The organism is Allomuricauda sp. TY007 (assembly GCF_010468565.1).
Taxonomy (GTDB): Bacteria; Bacteroidota; Bacteroidia; order Flavobacteriales; family Flavobacteriaceae; genus Flagellimonas.
Genome location: NZ_WUEG01000005.1, coordinates 199295 through 217576 on the forward strand (window position 1 = coordinate 199295; position 18282 = coordinate 217576).

Consider the following 18282-nt stretch of genomic DNA (forward strand, 5'->3'; position numbering starts at 1 on the left):
CGGAGCTATGCCAGCTCAAGGAACTTGTTGGAGAGAAACGGTCCAGAAATACCCGTGCGACTATGGGCATTCTAGACGGTGAGACCTGAAGGAACGCCTTGCCCATTGCCAACGAGGACTTTGACGGAAACAAAAGGGTAAATGGCAAAAGCGTATGTAGCTCTGTAAGGGTTTTTACATTTTTTTAAGAAAAAAAGCGAAAATATTCCCTCTCAGGCAACAAATACTCCTTCTCAGATACGAAGTAATCCCTTACAGATCCATCATCCTCCTTAATTTTATCATTGTAAATCAAACGGTTACAAATAAAATGAAATGGAGCGTAAAACATATCAGGATTACTTTGGAGGTCATATGTCTGTTGTACATCATCCTTTTTGCTTATGCCGCTGTCAACAAACTGTTGGATTTTGAAAGTTTTCGCATTCAATTGGCCCAATCCCCCCTTCTTACCGCACATGCGGATTGGGTGGCCTGGACAGTTCCCCTTTCAGAACTGATCGTGGCAGGAATGCTTTTTGTTCCCCGGCTCCGGTTTTGGGGCCTGTGTTCCGCCTTTTTCCTTATGTCCATGTTCACCGCCTATATCGTCATCATCCTGAACTTTACCGACTTCATCCCCTGCTCCTGTGGTGGCGTTTTGGAGGATCTGGGGTGGACCGAACATTTGGTCTTCAATCTCCTATTTGTGCTTTTGGCACTGATCGGCATCCTTTTATCGAACCCACAGGGCAGTAACGGGGGAAACCAAAACCAACAGCGGAACCATCCTTGGGCACCAAGGGGATTGACGGGCAAACTGCTTGTAATCATAGGGGCACTTGCCTTGGGAAGCATGTCCTTGGTGACGGGCCTGTTTCTATGGAGCGAGGATATGGTCCACCATCGGAACAATTTCACCCGTCGTTATCCCCACCACCCCATAAAACGTACCTATGAACTGGACCTGGGCTTCAATTCCTATTATTTGGCCGGTGCTGGCCAGGGCAGGATTTTTTTGGCCAATCCCACTTCCCCGCTCCATATGGTGGTCAGTGATACCACATTAAGGGACACCCTGCACATCCAAATGAAGATTCCCCGTGAAAACATGGGTTTTAGGTCCATCAGGACCATTGTACGCCCACCCTATTTCTACTTTATGGACGGGACGGTACCCATTATATTCAGGGGCAGTACCGATACATGGTCCGCCAATCCCCTATTAAGGGACGAAGCCTATTTTTCATTGGCGGTTCCCCTGTCCCCCAACACTTTTGCCATACGGGCACGCAGTACCCAAAACAACGAAAATGAACTTGGGCTGGTCCGGTTGGGGGACAGCATCCCATTATCGTTGAAACCCGACCTCCTACAAAAACAGGTTGACGGCGTCTTTGATACCGATGGGGTATTGTTGCACGACCCGTTATCGAACCAGGTGGTATATGTGCATTATTACCATAACAAGATCATTTTGGCCGATACCCTATTGCAAAGGACACGCTATGGCCGGACCATCGATACCATCAGCTTTCCCCAGATAAAGGTGGCCACCCTCCAAAAGAACAATCAACGAAAAATGGCGGCCCCACCCCTGATCGTCAACAAAAGGGCTGCCGTCCATAACGGCCTTCTCTTTGTCCAAGGAAATCTCCTGGGCAGGAACGAATCCGAATTTATGTGGAAAAGGGCTTCGGTCATAGACGTTTACGATCTAATGGACGTAAGCTATGTCCTCAGTTTTTATGTGCAGCATTTCCGTGGGAAACCCCTTAAGGATTTTTTGGTCGCCGAGGGAAATTTCATCGGGATCTTTGACCAGACCCTGGTCACCTATAAACTGCAGGGACCGTCTTTTGACGGCATAAGGGCAAATGCCCAAAACGAAACACTTGCACCACTGCAAGATTAGATAGAAAAACCGGCACGGATGGGACAAAAGGCCCAAAGTGCCGGATAAAGATATCCGGATGCTCCATCTCAAGGTCAAAGGCCTGTCACCTTGTTGTTGGAGCTGAACAAAAGCATGGGTCTTAATTTTAAATTTTATTATTATGAGGAAAAACCTTTTTAAAACAATCATGCCCGCCATAGCGATCGTATTTGCCGTGGCGGCGGCCTTTGCCACCCAGGCAAAGGATGAAAACGGTTCCGCCCTTGTGGATGCATATATCCCCATGGGGCCTGGACAGCCTTGTGAAAACACAGGGCTGAAATGTGAAACGACCGTTTTGCCCAATATTTGTACCTACCAAGGGCAACAAGCCTTTGGATTGGAGGGTTTGACCAGTTGTAGTGTGGATCTCTACAGGGATTGAACAGCTATGATCTGGTAATTTGGCTGTGCAGTAGGGGAGCACCGGGAAATCGGTGCTCCCTTTTTTGCAAGCATTTTATGGCTCTTCTTTGATCATCCAGGCCTTTTTGGGATGGTCCTTTAGATAATGGTCCATCCACTCTTTGATTCGGCGGGTCAGGTCCTTCTGTTTTTTCATGTTTATAATAGCATGCTTTTCACCGGGATAGACCAAGAGCACATGGTCCTTTTTCAAACGCCTCAATGCCAAATAGAGTTCCACACTCTGTGTCCAATGTACATTGCGGTCATCCTTCCCGACCCAAGCGAGTAAGGGCGTGTTGATATTATGCGCTTGGTAAACCGGCGAGTTCTCGATAAACCTTTGAAAGTTATCCGTAAAGCTATCGCCCATCCGTAATTGATGGTGCTCGTACCGCCAAGCCTCATCAAGTCCCCTGGCCTCACCAATGGAAAGATAGCTACTGACCAGATCGGTAATCGCCACCCCCGCAATGGCCGTTGCAAAAATGTCCGTTTGGGAAATGATATAGGTAGTCTCAAAACCCCCGAAGGATGCTCCATACAGCCCAATCCTTTGAGGGTCGGCCAGACCCATATCAACCACCTTATTGACGGCAGAGACTACACAAGCCAAGGCACTCTCCCCTGGTTTTCCTATCTCATAATCTATATCTGGGTAAAGAACAAAATATCCCTCGGCAGCAAAAACAGATGGGTTCAAATAATCCGCCTTAATATACTCTGTAGGAATTACCGATTTATGCAACTTATACCTTTGTTGCTCATAGATATGTACCACCATCGGATATCTTTTCCCCGGTTCATAACCCGAAGGATACACCAATACCCCCTCGATTTCTTCACCCTCCTTGTTCCTATAACCGATCAATGAAGACCTGCCCCATTCATATTCCGATTGAAAGGCATTGGGCTTCGCCAAGGTCTTGGGGTCCTGGCCCACTTTGAGGTGGACCAGTCGGGTCGGCTCTTCAAAGGTTTCTTCCAGATAAATATAATCCTGGGTGTCCTTTGCCTTTTTCAATCCATATATCCGCTTTGGTTTGTATACCAAGGTCTGCAGACCCTTTTCCTTGTTCCAAAAAAAATAACCGGAACCCAGGTCATCCCCCGATCCCTTCAAGATCAATCCTTCTCCTCCATCAAAAATACCGTCCATAACGTTGGAAAAATAGTATGTATTGTCATGTTCGAAGGAGGCATTCCTATCGATCCGATATTGTATGCCCTTTTCCTTTCCCTTGGTCAGGCGTTTGTACCGTTTGCCATCAGGGGAAATCCGCCAAATGTCATATCGGTCATAGACCAAAATCATGTTCCCTTCCTTGTCCCAGCCAGGACTGCCATAGGGCACTTCATCCTCCTCCCGCCCATAGTCCAAAAAGGACCAGTCCGTTTGCAGTTTTTTTGTGAGGTTGACATGCACTCCCTCTTCAACATGGTACACCCACCAATCCCCGTTCTTGAAATACTTGAGGTAGTTCCCGTTCTCCGAAATGCCCACATACTTGCCCCAATAGGGCAATTTTTCTTGCAGCAGTTGCTGTTTTCCTGTGTCCAGTTCCTTTAGGTAAAAGTCCTTATCGGCATCCCGCTTGAATTGTGGCTCATTGTCCCAGGGGTTATAGATAAGTGCATGGTCAAACCTTGGAAGGGGAATTGCATAGGGATGCTCCAATGTCGAAAGTTGCAACCTCTTTTGGGTCTTAGGCCACCATGCCCAGACACGGGCTTTGTCAGGGAACAGGCCCAACAGTTGTCTCCGTGGGTAGATCAATGGGTCCTGGGCATGCCATAGTTCGACTATTTCCCCATCATTAGGCCCCTTGGGTTCGACGCCAAACAATACCTTGGAATTGTCGGGGGCGATCAGCAAACGGTAATCGGCCAATTGATGCCCCTGTTTACCAAAGGAACCCTCCCCATCCAACCGAGACCAGTTGGTTTTCGGCCCTATCTCATGGAAATAAAGGTCGAGGTCATTATTGGCTTCATCATCTGTCTGAAGGAATGCAAGACTATTGCCCGAAGGTCCCCACACCAATCGTTGAAAGGGAAACTTGGAATCCCGCAATACAACGGGTTCCCATCCACTAGGTCCCAAACCCAATAGATGAAGGGCATATCTTCCCTTTTTCCTCATGGTATAAAGGAGCTTGTTTCCCTTAGGGGACATGAGATGGGAGTCCACTCCCTTTAGGTTAAATGTCCTTCCCGTTTTCAGGGACCTCAGTTCAAGATCATATCCACCGTTTTCAGCTCCCTCTTTTTTTATCAGGAGCCACCTGCCATTCAATATCATTTCGTGGCCCAATATGGGGCCGATGTCCACAACTTCACCTTTGTGCAGGTCCTGTAACTGCAATGATCCTTCCTTGGATATTATCGCCTTACCGCCATCCGGTGTAAATTCCAATTGTCCCCCGCCCGGATGGACATATTGGGTATCTCCTTCCGTAGATTGGATAAAAAGGGTGTCCTGTCCATAATCGTACTGCTTTGTGTACGAGGCCCATTGGCCGTTATCGGAAATTTGGGGCAGGAAAAGGGTGCTCCACCGATGATAGTCCTTTGGGGTCAGGTCTTTTTTCGAGGTTACCTGCCCCCAAAAGGGGCAGGTGGCTAACATCAATAAAATAAATGAAAACAAAACCTCGCGGTTTATCTTTGGTTCCCTTTCTCCCTTTCCTGGGACAAGAGTCAATATCCCCTTGTTTTGATCTGTTCTAATAACCATCGTTTTGGGGGTTTAGGTTCGGATTGGCCAAAAGCTCGGATTGTGGTATGGGGAACAGCAGATGGTACTCCTGCCAGTTCGGCTTTAGCGGTCCAAGTACCTCGCCTGCTTTTTGAAAGCGTTTAAGGTCGAACCAACGATGGCCGAACTCCGTAAAGAGCTCATATCTTCTTTCCTGAATAAGGGCAGCCTCCACACCCATCCTATCCAGACCTTCCATATCCGAAAGGCCTGCACGGCCACGGATCTTGTTCAAATCCGCCATGGCCCCATCAAGGGCTCCCAATTGCATCCTGGCCTCTGCCCTGATCAAATAAAGTTCCCCCAACCGCAATACCACCGAGTGCTCCACGGAGCTTCCAGTAGGGGCATTGGCCTTGTATTTGTAGGGATGGTGCCAAACCGTGGTACCATTCGTTATGCCCCTGGTCCAATGTACGGCCCGTTGGTCTCCGGGAGCGAACCCGTCCATAAAGGATCGGGTAAGGGCTCCCTGGTTGATAGGGGGTCCCGATTCAAATATATAGGTCTGGGCCTCCAAGGTATTTCCTTCGGAAGCTACCGGTTTCAACTGCCATAAGGTTCCCTTGCTCCCTTTCAAGAAAACCTGGTCCAGATCTTCCTCCCAGGTATATAGATCGGTCCTGGCCAACACATCGTTTGAAAGGGACAGGGCCCTGTCCCAATCACCAAAATAAAGGGCCACCCTGGCCAAAAAGGCCATGGCCGCATATCGGTTCACCCTGATCCTATCCGGTGTCACATACAATTCTGGAAGCAGATCGATGGCCCTTTCCAGATCGGAAACCAACAGTTCGTAGATCTCGGAACTTCCCAATTTCCCGATCTGGGCATTCTCACGATAGTCCGTTGCCATCACATAGGGTATGTCCCCAAAAAGCTGGGACAGGTAAAAATGGATGAAACCCCTTAGAAAAAGGGCTTCTCCCTGTAATTGTTCCCTATCCATTTCAGAAAGGGCAGTGTTATCTTCCAAGCCCTCCAAAATGGAATTACAGGCATAGATCAGGTTGTAACTGTTGTTCCATAACGTTGCCAACTCCGGTTCGGTGGCCAAAACGGAATGGATGTTAAAATTGTAGATCGTTCCAATGCCGTCACCATAGTGATCCAGTTCATCCGCGTAATGTCCCAAAAGATTTCCGATGCCCCGGTAACCGCCCGTGATCAGGGTCTGATTTCGCAGTCCCGCGTAAATGTTCGCCAAGGCCGCCGTTGCCGTGGCCCTATCGGTAAATACGGCCTCGCCCGTTAATTGGGAGGGTGGCAGGTCCGTTTCCACAAAATCCGTGCAGCCCGGTATCAGCAATGACCACACCAAAAAATAAAGGTGATATATTGTTCGTTGTATTTTCATCTGAATATTATTTTGAGTTAGAAGGTAAGTTGTGTGCCCAATGTAATCTGCCGTAGCGGGGGCAACCGTCCCACCCCGATGAATTCAGGATCCCCCCACCTATAGGAGGTCCATGTCCATAGGTTCTGTCCCTGGAGATAGACCCTACAGTCCATGCCCTTGGTCAACTTGGCAGGGATCCGATAACTGACCGAGGCTGTTTTCAACCGGACAAAGGAACCATCGGACACCGCCCTGTTGCTGCCACTGTACCGGAAAAAAGCGGACACGGCATCAGCATTGTTGCCCGTGGTATATCGTTGTAGGGGCGCGTTTTCTCCCGCCTCCCCCCATCGATCCAGAACATCCACTGGCTGGTTCATCATCGAACCGGGGAAACCGCCATTGTAGAGATAGTTCCATTGTCTTTGCTTGGTGAACTGGAATAGAAAATCCAACTCAAATGGGCCAATATTGATATTGTTGGCCAAGCCCCCATAAAGATCGGGATCCATATCCGCTATCCATTGTTGGTCGTTGGGTGATGAAATAACACCGTCCCCATTGTAGTCCCTGAACTGATACACTCCCGTGGTGGGGTCCACCCCCGTACTGTAATACAGTTTCCGTATCCCAAGAGGTTCCCCTACCACAAGCCTGTTGGCGTAGGTTGAGGCCTCCAGTCCCGGAAAGGAAATCAATTCGTTCTCTGGAAGACTCAGGTTCATGGAGAGCTGCCACTTTACTTTCCGAGTATGTACCAAACGGGAAGTGAGTTCCAGCTCCACTCCCTTGTTCTGGACAATGGCATCCAAATTGGCCTGGAGACTGGTGAAACCTGTCGTGCCCGGCATGGGGATGCCCACCAGTTGATTGGAGGATCGGTTGCGATAATAATTGCCCGCCAACAGGATACGGTCCTTCCAAAAGCCAAGCTCCAACCCGACCTCCAGTTTATCGTTGCGCTCCCATCCAAAATCGGGATTGAAGAGGCGGGTAGGCTGTAGGACACTGACCCCATCATAATTCGTTCCGCCCAAACTGAAGGTCTCCCAAAATTGATAGTCCCCGATCTGATCGTTCCCCGTGGTGCCGTAACTTCCCCGTAATTTACCATAACTGATCACCGGAAGGGCCTCTTTGATAAAATTCTCCTCCGAGAGCAGCCAAGCGGCCCCAACGGCCCCAAAGTTGGCAAACTGGTTTCCGGGACCAAACCTTGAGGAACCGTCCCGTCTCGCCGTTAGGTTAAGGATATATTTTTGTCGATGGTTCAGGTTGATCCTGCCAAAAATGGCCTGGTACCTATACTCCGTCCCGGAATCCAAATTGATGTTAAGGGTAGTGGCCGCTGAAATGTCCCCAAGGAGTTCATTACTTGGAAAGCCTTGGGCATAAAGCCCCAATTGATGCTGATCTTGTTGTTGGAAAGTACTTCCCAACAATACATCCAATTGTAATTGTCCCATACTTCCTTGCCATTGCAACTGGGGCTCCAAGATCCATGAAGTACGGGACGATGTCCCCCTATAGACCGAGGAATACCGGCTATCGGCCCCATAGGCCGGGTTGTATCTTGTCGAGGGCAGGACCCTGCTGTCATCCATCCTTGCATCCGTATAACCCAGGTTTACCTTGGCGGTAATTCCTTTTAAGACAGCATAGGAAGCGGTCCCATTTGTGGTCAGGGTCTTGGAATTGGAGGAAAAGCGGCTCTCCAGATCGGCAAGCGGATTGTTCCAGGTATTGCCGGCCCAGTTCAGTTCCCCATCCTCGCCATAAAGGGCCGGGGCATTGGGGGCCAGGCTACGCGAGGTAAGGGTAAGGTCAGCGGCGGGCAGGTCGTTGTCGTCGACAACGTAGTTCCCGGAAAAATGGAGCTTGAAACGTCCATCCTCGGAATTATGGTCCAGGTTCAACAATACACTTCCCTTTTGATAACCGGACTCCCCTGGAAAAACAGTATTCTCCCTTTGGTAACTCCCGCCGATCAGGTAGCGGGTGCCATTGCTCCCTCCGGATACGGATGCCCGTGCCATGGTCCTGTGCACGGTTCCCCCGATCAGTTCCTTTTGCCAATCGGTGTACCGGTCCTGGTCCCAGGTACCGTTCACATCATGGGCATTGGCAGGGTAATCTTCTATGCCATCATTGGCAAAGGCCTCCCGTCTCATCTCCAAGTACTGTGGGGTGTTCAACAGGTCCATGAAACGGGTGGCCCTGCCCAGACTGGTATTGAGATGGATGTTGAATTCTGCCTTGCCGGAGCGGCCCTTTTTTGTCGTGATCAAAACCACCCCATTGGCACCACGGGAGCCATAAATGGCCGTGGCATCGGCATCCTTCAGCACCTCTATTTTTTCTATATCCGCAGGGTTGATCCCGTTGAGCGGACTTATGCTTCCCCCTAGGATTCCTGAGGTCTGGGAATAGTTGATGGGATCCGATGCAAAGGGCACCCCATCCACAATATAGAGCGGATCGTTCCCTGCACCGATACTGTTCCGCCCCCTGATCTGGATGTTGAAGCCCGCCCCTGGCAGGCCAGAGCTCTGGGTAATGTCCACTCCGGCCATACGCCCCTGAAGGGCGGACAGTGGATTGGAAACGGGCTGTTTTTCGATTTCGGAAGCTGTCACCTTACCGATGTTCCCCGTGCGCTCCCTTTCGGTAACGGTATAATAGCCCGCATTGAGCACTACTTCCCCCAATTGGGTCACATCTTCTTCCATTATTACGTTCACCACATTCCTTCCTGCTATTGGGACGGTAAGGGATTTAAAACCTACCATGGAAAAGACCAATACATCGGTAGGAGAAGCTTGAACGGAAAAGGAACCGTCCAAACCGGAAATAGTGCCCACATTCTTGGATTCCACCACTAGGTTCACCCCGGCCAGGGGACTCCCCGAAGTATCGGTCACGGTGCCGGAAATGGTCGCCTGTGGTGGTTCCAAGACAGTGCCCGCCTGCACATAAAAGGCACAAAAGGGCATTAGAAAAGCATATAGGAGCACATGCAGGATTCCCCTGCGCATGCGTTGTGTTACTAGTTGCATAAATTGAGTTCGTTTGATTAAAATGTTGGTTGTTATTCTCCACACTGCCCCATAAGTCACGGAAAAACCGTAACTTCCTAAAGGACATCAAGGTTCGGACATAGGCCATCCTGCCCAGGTAAAAGCATACCCAGAAATAGGATTCCTAAACCAAAAAAGACCATGGTTTCGTGATTGGGCCGGTTGCCCTAAAAGTGTAGTCGTTGGTGATGGGACAAAAGGATATCGTGAACCGGAAAATAATAAAACGTGCATCCCACAACCCTGGCCTTGGGTATCGTTAGATTGGACTCTTGGGTTTGATTGGGTACAGCCGTTCGGCAACCGATGGACCATCGGATGAGAATCCACTCTTCTGGATGCCAGTGGTATGGGCCATGCAAAATAAAAAACTCGTTTTCATATCGATGAGTTGAAAACGAGTCTCCACAGCATTTAGGACCTAATACTATAGCAAGCCCTATCAACCGCACCGCAAGGTTCCGACGCCTATCAGAAACGGAATTACGATAGAGCCCTCGGTGCTATAGCGGTACGAATGTACACAAAATATCACCTCGGGCATTAACCTATCGTCTCGCTCTGATTACAAATTGTCGGAATTTGCGGTCGAGACTCTTTTGTTAACACCTAAATTTCGAATCTATTCAAGATATATCCTGTTACATCTCAATTATAAATAGATTTTCATACACAATAATAGTAATAATATTTTACTATTTAAAATAATAATTAGATAATATCTGATTTTTATCATATAAAATGTGATATTTAATTGATTATCAATACCATGGAGTCATCTTAGTTTGAATTTTAAGAAATCATACTATTATGGCTAAAAAAACAGATAAATCAGAAGACAAAAACGCAGCAAAGTTTGAGAAAAGAGTAAACCCGTATACTATGCTAGAGGCACTAAGAAATCTCAAATCTCGCTTTGCCACGGGGGATGTACGCTCAATGAAAGAGATTTCCAGTGAATATGCTACCGGAATGCCATTTGCGTTAGGTATAAGTTATGAAACAATGATCAATCGCTATCACGATCCAAGGAAGTTAACATTGGAAGATATACTGAATACTGCTGATATTACCAGCACAGAATATGAGACAGTACTGAAAGTTGCCATACGTGATGCTATACGTAACCATACTAAAAGGGATATCTCCAAACTTTTGCCAAAAAAAGATTAAAACCATTGAAGAACAAATGGGATCTTTTGTAGGTTTCCGATATCCCAACTCGGGAAAAGGTATCTTCTCCTGATAGAACAACAGTGCCAAGCATAGCTCTAAATATTGGGTCAAGGCTTTAAAAGTGCCTTAGGTCTCTCAAATCCATTGCAATGGTTCTTCCTGCTGTTCTCTTGAAAACATGGTTGCCTTTTTGAAATTACTTTGGAGTAAAGCTCAGAAATAGTTTCCAGATAGTTAGTCCTATATATCGTACCCGATCAAGAAATCAAAAAAAATTGGTCGATTTTAAGCAGGAATCATTCCCAAACCTTTAAGGCTTCGGCTATCTTTTGGTTCCATTCGAACTGCTTCTCACGGTTTCGGGAAAAATTGGTCTCCCAATCGTATCGCTCTTGATAGGTTTGCAGCTCCCTTAAAATATCGGAATAAATTTTCCTTACCTCAGCTTTTACATCATCGGAAAAAGAGGTTCTACGTAATTTTTCCCGCATCTTTCTGGCAAATACCTCGGTAATATCAAAATGAAGCTGTTCGTGGGCCAATGTGTTCTCGTTGCACAATTCGGGTCTGTACCAAGATTCGTTGGGGTAGAAATAGGCGTTTACCTCAAAATCCAAATTCACCTCGTGGTGCAACAGATTGGCCGAATAGGTATAGCTGATGCCGCTCGCCGTGGTTGCCGCAGATTCCTCCCCTGGTGGCACTTTCCCCTTAAAATCGGCCCAAGTGAGCCGTATGTCCTCATTCCAAGGGACCCCCTCCTCGATTTCCTGTGCAAATCCCAAAAAACCAAGTAGAAAAATACATCCTATGGAAATTATTTTACCCAATTAAATTCGATTATTTTTTCAATATCGGGGTGCAGGCTATAGTGCACCGGGCAGGTATTGGCCGTATGCACCAAAATTTTCCTGTGCTTTTCGGACACCGATGACGGCAACTCGAATTTCACTTCGATTTTTGAGATTCTTCTTGGGTTCGCCGCCATGTGCTTGGTTACCTCGGCAGTGGACCCTGTCAAATCCACATCCATATCTCTGGCCTTGATTCCCATCATGGTCATCATACAGTTGGCCAAGCCGGTCGCCACCGTATCGGTTGGTGAAAAAGCCTCGCCCTTTCCATTGTTATCGACCGGGGCATCGGTAATAAACTCGTTTCCGGAACGTACGTGCACACAGGTAGTGCGCAGGTTTCCGTTATAGGTTACTTTTGACGTCATTTTTGAGCTTAACTTCTTTTAATGTAAGGTCATCATACTGCATAATGTAGCAGGCTCGGTTAAAATAGCCGGAAGTCCAGTCGTTGAAATAATCAAATCCACTTCCTGCATATTCTGTTAGACCGATATACTTTGAAGTTTCGAAAAGGTTCTTCTTGTATGCGAGCTTTAGCAGTATGTCCATAGTTACATCAAAACCGCGAACAGCATATTTATCCGGTAAGTTTCCATTGTACTTTTTCGTGTATGCCCTGGTAAAGGCATCATTCTTGGACACCCGGTAGAACGATGGATAGGTGAACTTAAGATTGGAAAGATGGGTCCTGGAGACGGCCTCATCATCAAAAGCATCGTTATAACTCGTGGTAAACATGCGTACCTTGATTTTCTTGGTCTCTTCGGAATCCACCATGGAGGCGGTGTTGGCCGAGTTCAAGATAGAAGTAACGCTGGACACCATATTGGGCTGATCTGTTTCGAGGAACACCCAATTTTCCTTGTCTTCGGATAGTTTGATCAAAAATTCATCCAAATGCAATGATTTGTTGTCGATTACCTTTGCGATTTGTGCTGCCGGGAATTTGCTCAAAATGGAATCATGCGCTACTTGATGGGTAGAATCCGCAATGATTATCACGTTTTCGCCCTTATGGATTTTTTCCATGTGGGAGAGCATTTTATCCCGTAGTACAACATCCCTTGGTACGGAGTAGAATACATTGGCATGGCTCAACTTACTATCTGAAGCAATTGGGGCGATCACAGGAATGTTTTTTGCCGAAGCTTGAACAGCTGCTTCGTCCAAGGGCCCGGCTGCCAATGGGCCTATAATGGCATCTACCCCGGTTAGATTTTCCCTAAATAGGATTTCTTTGACCTTGGTTTGGTCCAGTTGGGTATCGTAGGTTTTAACATCCACCGAGACCCCTAACTTTTTAATGGAATCCAAAGCCACCATGGCCCCGGTATAAAATCCAAGGCTCAATGCTATGTCCCTACGGTTTTTGATCAGTGCCTCGGCCTTTTCAGTATCGGCCACATTTACCTTGTCCAATCGGAAAGGAAGCATAAAAACCAGTTTGGGCCTGTTTTCCACATTAATGCTGTCCACCAAATTGATCTTATCCAGAACCAAAGCATTTTTCACTTCCAATTCTTCTGCCTTTTCTTTGGGCAATTTTAAGACCATTCCAGCCTTTAGTCCATTTTCCAAGGCCGGGTTTAAACGGAACAGCTCATCCCTGGTAATTTTCAGGTTTTGGGTAATTCTGAATATGTTTTGCTTAGGCTTTACTTCGTAAAAAATAAAGTTTTCTGTGTTTACCTCGCCTTCTTTGTTCTTCTTTTTGGGAAGTCGTACCACCATTCCTTCTTTTAGGCCACCCTCTTTCATGATCTCGGGGTTGAGCCTTACAATGGAATCCGTTGGAATACCATACTCCCTTCCCAAACTGTAAAGGGTCATTTTTGGCGGTACGGTATAGGAAGTAAACAATTCCACCTCTTGTTCCTTGAGGCTATCGCCTTTTGGTCTTGGCAGTTTCAATTCTTCGCCAGCGGCCAAATAGTTGGTGTTCTTGTCCAATTCCGGGTTCAGCACCAATAGGCTATCCACACTTATGCCATATTTGTGGGCAATGCTCCAACGGGTTTCCTTGGGCCGGACAGTATAGTTTTCAAAATCCAACTCCTTTTCTTCATCGGGGTCCACCTCAGGAAACACAGGGATTTGGAGCACCATCCTACGTTCTAGGGTTTCGGAATACAATTTGGTATTGTACCGTTTGAGCTGGTCCTCGGTAATGTTGTATTTCTGCGTTAGTCCAAAAAGGGTTTCCTTTCTTCGTACCCTGTGCCGTATGAAACGAATTGGCTTTACCTCTTCTTCCTCTTGTTCTTCTTCTTTGGTCTTTGTTTTATCTTCAACAGCTTTTCCGTTCAAAAGAATTATAAGTATGGTGTTTTCCTTTACATCGGAAGCACTTTTGATTTCCTTGTTGGCCTGTAAAATGCTGTAGGGCGTTACCCTGTATTGTTGAGAAATGCTTTTAAGCGTTTCCCCTTCCTTTACAGCATGTGTTGCGTAGTTTTGTGCGGATACCGGCACCATGGCCAATAAAAAGACCATGGTAAAAACCAGTTGTAACATATGTTTTTTCATTCCCATTCTATAGTTGCCGGTGGTTTTGAGCTAATGTCGTACACCACTCTATTAACGCCTTTAACCTTATTTATTATATCATTCGAGGTCTTTTGCAGGAATTCGTAGGGCAAATTTACCCAATCGGCCGTCATTCCATCGGTGCTTTCAACAGCTCTGAGCGCCACACATTTTTCGTAGGTGCGCTCATCTCCCATAACCCCTACACTATCTACGGGCAAAAGCATGGCTCCGGCCTGCCAAACCTTGTCATAAAGTCCCCATTTTTTGAGTCCATCAATAAAAATAGCATCCACTTCTTGCAAAATAGCTACTTTTTCGGCAGTAATATCTCCCAATATACGGATTCCAAGACCGGGGCCCGGGAACGGATGTCTCCCCAAAATTTCTGCGGGCATATCCATACTTGCACCTACTCTTCGCACCTCATCTTTGAACAACATTTTTAAGGGCTCCACCACTTTCAATTTCATATAATCGGGCAATCCGCCTACATTGTGGTGACTTTTTATCACTGCTGATGGTCCGCCGCTGGCCGAAACCGATTCAATCCTATCTGGATAAATGGTTCCTTGTGCCAACCATTTCGCATTTTCCACTTTGTGGGACTCATCATCAAAAACCTCAATAAAGACCCTGCCGATGATTTTTCTTTTTCCTTCAGGGTCGGATTCTCCTTTCAAGGCATCCAAAAAGCGTGCCGAAGCATCAACACCCTTAACATTCAACCCCATGTGCTTGTACTGGTCCAAAACACTTTCAAACTCGTTTTTGCGCAAAAGACCGTTGTTCACGAAAATACAGTACAAATGATCTCCGATTGCTTTGTGCAATAACATGGCGGCCACACTGGAATCTACTCCCCCGGACAGTCCCAAAATCACTTTTTCGTCACCAATCTCTTCCCTCAACTCTTCAACGGTGGTTTCCACAAAAGCATCCGGCGTCCAATCCTGTTTTAATCCAGCAATGTTCACCAAAAAGTTTTCCAAGAGTTTTTTACCATCGGTGGTATGGTACACTTCGGGGTGGAACTGAATCCCGTAGGTCATTTCACCATCAATCTTGTAAGCCGCATTTTCCACATCGTGGGTACTGGCCAAACGGATGGCTCCTTCGGGCAGTTCCTTAATGGTATCGCTATGGCTCATCCACACTTGGCTTCCTTCACCAATATCTTGTAAAAAATCATCTTCTGAGTTTACATAGGAGAGATTGGCCCTCCCATATTCCCGAGTGGCGGACGGAGCCACATTACCACCATGAAAATGGGACAGATATTGTGCACCATAGCAAATGCCCAACAAAGGTTTCTTGCCTTTTATTTCGGACAAATCGGGATGCGGGGCATGCTCCGAGCGCACCGAAGATGGTGAACCGGAAAGGATAACCGCCTTGTAATCCGATAAATCCTCGGGCAGTTTATTGTAGGGTTTAATTTCTGAGTAAATGTTGAGTTCCCTAACGCGTCTTGCGATCAGTTGTGTGTACTGGGAACCAAAGTCTAGGATGAGTACGTTGTTATGCATGGGCAAAAATAGGAATTTGCTTTAGTTGCAAAAGTATCTTTTAAAGGATATTTAAGACAACTTTTTCCATGAAGTTATTCCAACGGGTTATCAACAACTCAATATTTATAAAGGCGCCCTAACACTTTCTTTTGAAAAAAGTACACGCTTATCTAGTTTTTTTCTTAACTGATTTCATTATTTCTTTGCCCTTTAAATAACACTGACCATGATCAAGGGATTTATTTTTGATTTGGATGGCGTAATCACAGATACTGCCGAACTGCATTACGCTGCTTGGAAAAAATTGTCGGACTATATGGGTTGGCAATTTGATCGTGCCCTTAATGAAAAACTGCGGGGAATATCCAGAATGGATTCCATAAAGGTGATAATGGACCATAACGGGCTTAGCTTGGACGATGCGACCATTCTTGAACTTGCCACAAAAAAGAACGACATATATGTTGAAAGTTTGGATAGCATGACCCAAGAGGATTATTTGCCTGGCGCCAGGGAACTTTTAACTCATTTAAGGTCTGAGGGCTTTAGCGTTGCCCTTGGTAGTGCCAGTAAAAATGCCCCAAAAGTGTTGAAACAGCTCAAGGCCACCCATTTTTTTGATGTAATCGGTGATGGCAATAGCGTTTCCAAAAGCAAGCCTGCCCCGGATATTTTCCTTTATGCTTCGGAAAAATTAGGGCTGCGCCCAGAAAACTGCATTGTTTTTGAGGATGCCGAGAAAGGGATAGATGCCGCCAAAGCCGGCAACTTTCACAGTGTGGGCATAGGTCCCGAAGAGCGCGTGGGACATGCCGATATTAGGTTCGACACCATGAAGGAGGCTACGCTGTTCGAAGTAAAGTCACATTTCAAGGATTTGTTCTAAAATCATTTTAAGCCATAAAAACAAAAAGCCCTGGGAACCACTCCAGGGCTTTTCAATAAAAATAAAATCAAAACCAACCTAAACATATGAGTTAACCAACTCAAAATTTAAATTTTCATAGCTATTTACACCTATGGAACAACCCAGAGCATAAATACCCTACTTTGGTTGCAAGCTTTTTTGAAAAATATCAATGTATTGAATGGTATCAGGCAGCAATCAATTGTGCCTTAAAATTGTAAAGCCTTTGGAAAAGGGGTCCAATGTCTCCAACAGCAAAGGAATCAAATCCTCTCCCATTTCCAGATAAATTTCTGAAAAGTTAAGCTGTCTTTCCTGAAGCGATCGGTTGGGGAACAACTCATTTTGAAGATCGGTCAACCGCACCACATGGTCCTTTAATTTTCTTTTTTGGGCTCGCAACAACCGTTTTTCCAAGTTGTCCAAGCCTTTTTTCTGCTTTACCTCCTGTGCCTTTACCGCTCCCAAAAAGCTTTTATCGGTTTGTTCGGCCAGTTCGTACATGTGCCGGAACTGCTCTTCCAACAACTTTTTCTGGGGCGAAAAATCAATATCGATATTGGAGATGTCGCGTATCTTTTTATTGATCAGCGAATGCTGCTTCATAAATAAATGGGAAACCTTCAATCCCATCCGTTCCACTTTTTCCGATTGCTTTTCCGTTATCAGCAAAGCTGAATTTCGAAGCATCAACATAGGAAATGTAACCCCAACCCCATCAAAATAGGATTTAAGCTCCAACCAATAGGCCAATTCCCCTCCCCCGCCAATATAGCACAGGTTGGGCAAAATCACTTCTTGGTACAAAGGTCGCGCCACTACATTGGGCGAAAACCGTTCGGGATGCTCGTCAAGTTCCTTTAAAAGTTCTTCCTTGGTAAAATCAATATCCGTATTGATCACATGGTATTTCCCTTTTTTTAGGATAATCCGTTCCCGCAAACCATCTTTTAAATAAAAATAATTGATTTCCCTTGGGTTTACTTGAATGGTATAGTCTGCGGAAACCTTTCCCAATACATCAATTGTTTCCGATATTTTTTTATGGGGCGTGTGCTCCAGTATATCCTTTTTGGCATAGGGAACGAGTAATTCCTTCAAATCTTTATCATCGCCGTCCACAATCACCAAACCTTGGTCACCAAACAGTGCATTGGCAAGATACCGGGTGGCTTCGGTAAGGGTTGAATGCTCTAAATATGCTTTTTTAAACAGGTCTTTCAGCTTTTCGGTAAGTCCTAAATTTCCAAGTTCCGCGGAAAATATCTCGAACACCTCTTCCAGGCCTTCCGTAGATAATCGACCTACCGCTCCAGATGCCTTTTTGTTCCAAAGCACCTTTTTTCCGTGCAGGTTAAAATAATTGATCTCATCAAAATCATGGTCCTCCGTGGCCATCCAATATACCGGCACAAAGTGGTTTTTTGGATGCTCTTTGTTGAGCTGTTTGGCCAAATTGATGGTGGAAACAATCTTATAAAGGAAGTACAACGGCCCCGTAAATAAATTCAACTGATGCCCGGTTACCACCGTAAATGTGGTCTCTTTGGACAAGGCATCCCTATTTTTTTGCGTTGCCTTGGAAACCTCAACGCCTTGGTATTGCTCCTTTAAAGCATTGACCAAGACTTTTCGATGTGCTTTGGGATAGTTTGTGGCCTTTTCTTTGATTTGATCACCAAAGTTTTCGGGCAAAGGATATCTATTAAAAAAAGGGGATAATTCTTTTTTCTGATCGAGATAGTCACAAATTAATTGGGAAAAATAACCGGTCTCCTTAAAGGGTATACATTCTACTTCCATTAAAAATT

General features: G+C 46.1%; 12 protein-coding genes. 4 read left to right on the forward strand and 8 right to left on the reverse strand.

Annotated features, from left to right (window positions below; genetic code table 11):
• Positions 1-310 precede the first annotated feature (310 nt).
• The gene (locus tag GO009_RS17515; protein WP_203532411.1) at positions 311-1894 is read left to right on the forward strand and encodes a MauE/DoxX family redox-associated membrane protein; all 1584 of its coding nucleotides are present in this window, start codon (positions 311-313) and stop codon (positions 1892-1894) included.
• A 142-nt stretch (positions 1895-2036) separates the two neighbouring features.
• Complete coding sequence (locus GO009_RS07705) at positions 2037-2300, forward strand: DUF6520 family protein (RefSeq protein ID WP_163625621.1); 264 nt, start codon at positions 2037-2039, stop codon at positions 2298-2300.
• 75 nt (positions 2301-2375) lie between these two features.
• Here the strand turns inward: GO009_RS07705 and GO009_RS07710 are convergent, their stop codons facing one another.
• Genes GO009_RS07710 through GO009_RS07720 form a run of 3 tightly spaced genes read right to left on the reverse strand, consistent with a single transcriptional unit; the run spans position 2376 to position 9473 of the window.
• Complete coding sequence (locus tag GO009_RS07710) at positions 2376-5057, reverse strand: prolyl oligopeptidase family serine peptidase (RefSeq protein ID WP_163625622.1); 2682 nt, start codon at positions 5055-5057, stop codon at positions 2376-2378.
• Positions 5047-6435, reverse strand: a complete 1389-nt coding sequence (locus GO009_RS07715; RefSeq protein ID WP_163625623.1) for a RagB/SusD family nutrient uptake outer membrane protein — start codon at positions 6433-6435, stop codon at positions 5047-5049. The genes GO009_RS07710 and GO009_RS07715 overlap by 11 nt, the downstream gene beginning before the upstream one ends.
• 17 nt (positions 6436-6452) lie before the next feature.
• On the reverse strand, positions 6453-9473 hold the full coding sequence (locus GO009_RS07720; protein WP_163625624.1) for a TonB-dependent receptor: 3021 nt from the start codon (positions 9471-9473) through the stop codon (positions 6453-6455).
• A gap of 831 nt (positions 9474-10304) precedes the next feature.
• On the opposite strand from GO009_RS07720, the gene GO009_RS07725 reads away from it, so the two are divergent.
• Positions 10305-10667 carry a hypothetical protein gene (locus GO009_RS07725; protein WP_163625625.1) on the forward strand — a complete coding sequence of 121 codons (363 nt, stop codon included), beginning with the start codon at positions 10305-10307 and terminating at the stop codon, positions 10665-10667.
• A 299-nt stretch (positions 10668-10966) separates the two neighbouring features.
• On the opposite strand, the gene GO009_RS07730 is transcribed toward GO009_RS07725, so the two are convergent.
• Genes GO009_RS07730 through guaA form a run of 4 tightly spaced genes read right to left on the reverse strand, consistent with a single transcriptional unit; the run spans position 10967 to position 15582 of the window.
• Complete coding sequence (locus tag GO009_RS07730; RefSeq protein WP_163625626.1) at positions 10967-11500, reverse strand: DUF922 domain-containing protein; 534 nt, start codon at positions 11498-11500, stop codon at positions 10967-10969.
• A complete protein-coding gene (locus tag GO009_RS07735) occupies positions 11488-11892 on the reverse strand; it encodes an OsmC family protein (protein ID WP_163625627.1) in 405 nt (134 codons plus the stop codon). The genes GO009_RS07730 and GO009_RS07735 overlap by 13 nt, the downstream gene beginning before the upstream one ends.
• Positions 11870-14053 (reverse strand): LysM peptidoglycan-binding domain-containing protein, encoded by a 2184-nt coding sequence (locus GO009_RS07740; protein ID WP_163625628.1) that lies wholly within the window; start codon positions 14051-14053, stop codon positions 11870-11872. Before GO009_RS07740 ends, GO009_RS07735 begins: the two co-directional genes overlap by 23 nt.
• Positions 14050-15582, reverse strand: coding sequence for a glutamine-hydrolyzing GMP synthase (gene guaA, locus GO009_RS07745; protein WP_163625629.1), 1533 nt, complete (start codon positions 15580-15582; stop codon positions 14050-14052). The genes GO009_RS07740 and guaA overlap by 4 nt, the downstream gene beginning before the upstream one ends.
• 208 nt (positions 15583-15790) lie before the next feature.
• Between guaA and pgmB the strand changes: the two genes are divergently transcribed.
• The gene (gene pgmB, locus GO009_RS07750) at positions 15791-16450 is read left to right on the forward strand and encodes a beta-phosphoglucomutase (RefSeq protein ID WP_163625630.1); all 660 of its coding nucleotides are present in this window, start codon (positions 15791-15793) and stop codon (positions 16448-16450) included.
• Between the two features lie 219 nt (positions 16451-16669).
• Here pgmB and bshC read toward each other — a convergent pair whose 3' ends face one another.
• The gene (bshC, locus tag GO009_RS07755; protein ID WP_163625631.1) at positions 16670-18274 is read right to left on the reverse strand and encodes a bacillithiol biosynthesis cysteine-adding enzyme BshC; all 1605 of its coding nucleotides are present in this window, start codon (positions 18272-18274) and stop codon (positions 16670-16672) included.
• Positions 18275-18282 lie beyond the last annotated feature (8 nt).